This is a genomic window from Idiomarina sp. UBA4206, assembly GCF_002383015.1.
Classification (GTDB): domain Bacteria; phylum Pseudomonadota; class Gammaproteobacteria; order Enterobacterales; family Alteromonadaceae; genus Idiomarina; species Idiomarina abyssalis.
The window spans coordinates 1-5,397 of record NZ_DFTS01000003.1 but is presented as its reverse complement, the minus strand read 5'-3'; the positions used below and the strand labels follow the sequence as shown (position 1 = coordinate 5,397).

3 protein-coding genes are annotated in these 5,397 nt (G+C 46.2%); all 3 read right to left on the bottom strand.

Going from position 1 to position 5,397, the window contains the following annotated elements; translation table 11 throughout:
• On the bottom strand, positions 1-1,516 hold a 1,516-nt coding region (gene dnaE, locus B3180_RS00190), incomplete at its 3' end, for a DNA polymerase III subunit alpha (protein WP_286842146.1).
• Between the two features lie 78 nt (positions 1,517-1,594).
• Positions 1,595-2,890, bottom strand: coding sequence for an NAD(P)/FAD-dependent oxidoreductase (locus B3180_RS00185; RefSeq protein ID WP_199494177.1), 1,296 nt, complete (start codon positions 2,888-2,890; stop codon positions 1,595-1,597).
• A 100-nt stretch (positions 2,891-2,990) separates the two neighbouring features.
• On the bottom strand, positions 2,991-5,168 hold the full coding sequence (locus B3180_RS00180; protein WP_278358778.1) for a M3 family metallopeptidase: 2,178 nt from the start codon (positions 5,166-5,168) through the stop codon (positions 2,991-2,993).
• Between the last annotated feature and the right edge of the window lie 229 nt (positions 5,169-5,397).

Here is a 5,397-nt window from a genome sequence, read left to right as displayed (position 1 = left end):
GGGTCACACCTTCCAGAATACGGGCCATATCTATAATGGCCTTAACTTCTTCGTCTTGCTCGTACGCAGCACCAAGTTGAGGCTCTACCTCAAAGGCTTTAGCCAGAGTCATGCCCGGGTCACCCGGTACCAGCTTTGAAATTCTGTCGACAAAACCGTAAGGATGGCCCAGCACCCGGCCAACGTCACGGATGGCCGCTTTAGCCGCCATGGTGCCAAAAGTAATAATCTGCGAGACCGCTGCACGCCCGTAAAGATCCGCTACGTGGTCAATAACCTCGTCACGGCGATCCATACAGAAGTCGACATCGAAATCGGGCATGGAAACCCGTTCTGGGTTTAAAAATCGTTCAAAAAGCAGGTCAAACTCAAGCGGATCAAGATCCGTGATTTTAAGCGCATAAGCCACTAAAGAGCCAGCACCCGAGCCCCGGCCCGGTCCTACGGGTATACCGTTATCTTTACTCCACTGAATAAACTCCATAACGATAAGGAAATAGCCAGGAAAGCCCATATCGTTAATAACGCCCAGCTCGCGTTTCAGCCGTTCATCGTATTCAGGACGCTTTTGTTGCCGTTCCTCTGCGTCTGGAAATAAAAACTCTAAACGCTCTTCCAGACCTTCTTCTGAAGCTTTGATGAGAAACGCTTCAGTAGTCAGGTCGCCCGTTGGAAACTTAGGAAGAAAATACTCCCCTAAACGCACAGTAACATTACAACGTTTGGCTATCTCAACCGTATTTTCTATTGCTTCAGGAATATCAGAAAACAGCTCTATCATTTCTTCGCTGGAACGAAGGTACTGCTGCGGAGAATATTTTTTAGGACGGCGCTTGTCTTCTAGCTGGTAACCGTCATGAATGGCTACTCGAATTTCGTGCGGGTCGAAGTCTTCTTCTTTAAGAAAAACAACTTCGTTAGTCGCAACGACAGGGAGTTCCGTTTGACCAGCTAAGGCAACCGCTTTATGCAGGTAATCTTCTTCCTGAGGGCGCCCTGTACGCACCAACTCAAGATAATAGCGATTTGGAAAGTACTGCTGATAAAAATCCAGAGCAAGATCAAGTTGGCTGTCATGCCCTTTAATCAGAGCCTGCCCAACATCTCCTTGCCGACTGCCCGACAGAAGGATAATGCCCTCGTTGTGCTCTTTAAGCCAGTCCTTATCGATAACTGGCTTACCTTTAATATTACCTCTTAAATACGCCTTTGAAATCAGCTGTGTAATTTGCTGATAACCTTCATTGTCCATCGCCAGGGCGGTTAACCGAAAAAGCTCGGACTCCGGGTAATCGGCCTGAACCCAAAAGTCGCAGCCAATTAAAGGTTTTAACCCTAACTTATGCGCCGCGCCATAGTAGCGGACTAAACCACAAAAGTTCATTTGGTCAGTAATGGCCAACGCCGGCATACCGGCATCAGCAACCGCTTCACAAATGGGCCCAACTTTCGCCAGGCCATCTATCATGGAAAAGTCACTATGAATTCTTAGGTGAACAAAGTTTGGTGCAGTCATTTTACGAATACTGTCTGGCTTTTTTCGTTATCATTTTATGGCCTTTATTGTGCCTTAAGCGGCTTTCGAAGTATATCGTCAGTGTAACTTCAGGCGCGGTTTTACCACATGGTTCAGTTTATCCACCATCAACAACAGCAACATTTTCCACCAGCCATGTAGGGCTCTCTGGTGCATCCGGTATAAACTGGCGTAAGCCCAACGCGCCAGCGTGCCTTCAAGCGACATTGATAAACTTTTACTTTGCATCAGGTTGCCAACAGCAGAAAAACGACTTAATGAAACTAACGAGCCGCGATCTTTATACTTAAATGCTTTGGCTGACTTGCCTTTGTATTCACGAACAATATTGTCATACAAGCACTCTGCCATTTGATGCGCAGACTGTGCTCTGGGCGGCACCCAGCGCTCATCATCGATTTTGCAGCCCGCACAGTCGCCTATGGCATAAATACTTTGATCAGATACCGACTGAAGGTACTCGTTAACTTCAATCTGATTATTTTTTCTAACAGTCAGGCCCCATTCCTTAACCACATCCGGCGCCCGGACTCCTGCCGCCCAAACCATTAGATTTGCCTGAATCGGTTCGCCTTCCGACAGAACTAGTGTGTTTTCTTTAACCTCTGTCACTGGGTTATCCAGAATAACTTCGACGCCAAGCGACTTTAGTTTTTTCTCCACTGACTTCGACAGGCGTTCAGGCAAAGCAGGCAATAATCTTTTACCGGCTTCAATTAAACGTACTTCAAAATGCTTTTGGTCCAGATAAGACAAACCATAAATCGATAGCAACGAAACCGAGTGAATTAACTCCGCCGCCAATTCAACCCCAGTAGCGCCGCCGCCAACGATAGACAACGATAATTTCGTTTCCTTACCATCTTCAATTGACTGATTTACCCGTAAGAATTCATTTAGCAGGTGTTCGTGAAACTCATCTGCCTGGCGCAATGAATCCAGGAAATAACAGTGATCACCAACTCCGGGAGTTCCAAAGTCCGCGGTAACACTGCCTATCGCAAGAATTAATCTATCGTAGTGAATGCTTCGCGGCGCTAACACTTCATGACCCTGTTCATCTTTTATCGCCGCTAATTGAATCGACTTTTCATCTTTATCCACCGACTCTAAAGTGCCAACCAGAAACTGAAAGCCTTCGCGAGCGCTTTGCCCGCGATAATCCAGCTCAGCCAGGCGCGAATCTAACGCACCTGAAGCAACTTCGTGTAATAGCGGTTTCCATAAATGAGTGCTATTACGATCAATTAAGGTAATCTTTGCTTTCTTTTTACGACCCAGCTTTCTCCCCAGCATGGTCGCTAATTCCAGTCCACCTGCACCACCACCAACAATGACAATCCGTTCTTGCATTTGTGCCTCGCCTATCTGCAGATAATAAAAAAGCCACTGACGATGATAACGCCAGTGGCTTTAGATAACGACTGTTCAGTCGAAATTATTTCAGTATGACTTAGTCGATACTTGGGTCTGTCAATCCGCGACGTTCAAGCAGAGCTTCAACAGTCGGTTCCTGACCGCGCCAGTCGATGTACTGCTGCATTGGGTCTTTGCTGCTGCCCTGTGACAGAATTTCCTTACGGAAAGCCTGACCATTTTCAAGACTCAGACCACCATTATTTCCCATATGCTTAAACGCATCGGCAGCCAATACTTCACTCCACATATATGCGTAGTAGCCTGCTGAATAACCGCCGGCAAATACGTGAGCAAAGTAAGTCGAACGGTAGCGTGGTGGTACAGCTTCAACGGCTACACCGTTTTTCTCCAGTGCCTCTTGCTCAAATGCCGCAACGTCGTCAATCTCAGTTCCTGGCTCCACAGTGTGGTATTCAAGGTCTAGTAATGCAGCAGAGAGATACTCTAAGGTATCAAAGCCCTGATTGAAGTTACGTGCATCCAGTACTTTTTGCAGCAGTTCGTCAGGTATCTGCTCACCGGTTTCGTAATGCTTCGCATACTTCGCGATAACTTTTTCGTTCAGTGTCCAGTCTTCCTGGAAAGTGGATGGAAACTCTACGTAGTCACGAGGTACTGAAGTACCAGCCTGAGACGGGTATTTAACGTCAGAGAACATACCATGCAAGGCATGTCCCATTTCGTGGAACATAGTTGATACTTCATCAAAGCTGATTAAGGTTGGTTCACCTTCCGGCGCTTTAGTGATGTTCATGTTGTTCAGGATAACCGGCTTCTGGTTCATCAGCTCAGACTGAGTACGGAATGAGCTCATCCAGGCACCGCCACGCTTGCTGTCGCGAGTAAAGTAATCGGCATAGAACAAGCCAATACTTGAGCCGTCAACGTCTTTTACTTCATACACAACCACTTCGTCATGATAAACCGGAATGTCGTTGCGCTCTTCAAAGGTTATACCAAACAATTGGTTCATTGCGTAGAAGACACCGTCTTCTAATACGCGGTTAAATTCGAAGTATTGTTTTACTTCGTCTGCGTCAATTGCGTATTTCTCTTCACGCACTTTCTCAGCGTAATAGAACCAGTCCCAAGGCTTCAATTCGAAATCTTCGCCTTCTGCTTCAATCATTGCCTGAATTTCTTGCGCTTCTTTCTCTACGTTGCTGACAACAGCCGGAACCAGGTCACGCAGCATTGACTGAGCAGCTTCTGGAGTACCCGCCATGTTATCGGCTAGTACGTAGTCACCCCAGCTGTCATAGCCTAATAGTTTTGCTTTATCGGCACGAAGCTTAGTTAAACGCTGAACCATAGGACGAGTATCAGTCGCGGTATTACCTGAGCCACGATTCGCTGAGGTTTCCCAGATTTTCTGACGTAATTCGCGATTTTCCAGATCAGTAAGAATTGACTGACGAGTGGTGTTTGTCAGAGTAATTGCATACTTGCCTTGCATATCACGACTTTCTGCCGCACTTGCCAAAGAAGCAATCTGGCTGTCGCTTAATCCGGCCAACTCTTCTTTAGTATCTACGACAATAACGTTTTCCTGCGTCAACGCCATCAAGCTCTTCTGGAACTCAGTGGTTAAACTTGAAAGTTCCTTGTTGATATCCCGGATTTGCTGCTTTTGCTCATCGTTCAGTTCCGCACCAGCACGAACAAAGCCTTTATAAGTATCTTCCAGCAAACGCTCAGATTCAGAGTCCAGTTCCAATGATTCACGGTTATCAAATAACTGCTTAACCCGCGCAAATAAGTCTGCGTTTAGCATGATATTGTCACGGTGCGACGCCATCTTAGGTGCTAACTTACCTTGTAAGTCACGAATTTCATCGCTGCTGTTAGAAGATGAAAGGTTATAAAATACTGAGCTTACGCGGCTAAGAATTTCTCCCGCTTTTTCCATCTCAACAATGGTGTTTTGGAACGTAGGATCTTCTGAGTTTGTCGCAATAGCCTCAATCTCGGCCATGTGCTCTTCCATACCACGCTCAAATGCAGGTTCAAAATGTTTGAACTCAATGGCATCAAAATTAGGAGCTTGATAAAGCAATGAGCTTGCCTCGAAGAAAGGGTTTGATGCTGTTGCTTGTTGACTGCTGTCAGCAGATGCAGCTTGGTTTTCAGTAGTTGATGAGTTATTTGCATCACTGCAAGCTCCCAACGATACTGCTGCGCCCACAGCTACAGCCAGTAAAGTTTTACGCATGGGTATCTCCCGTTGTCTTTGTTATGTCATTGTGATTTTGGTGACAATACTCTAGCCCCAGGAAAGCTTTGGCTCAAGAGTTAAACGGCAAAAAGCATGATCTGCAGGGTAAAAATGTGAAACAAACTGTGATCACGGAAATACAGGCGTACTGTAATGGACAAAATGGGAAAGCAAAGCTATAAGACAGGGAGATTAAACAGAATAATGGCGGAGTGGACGGGACTCG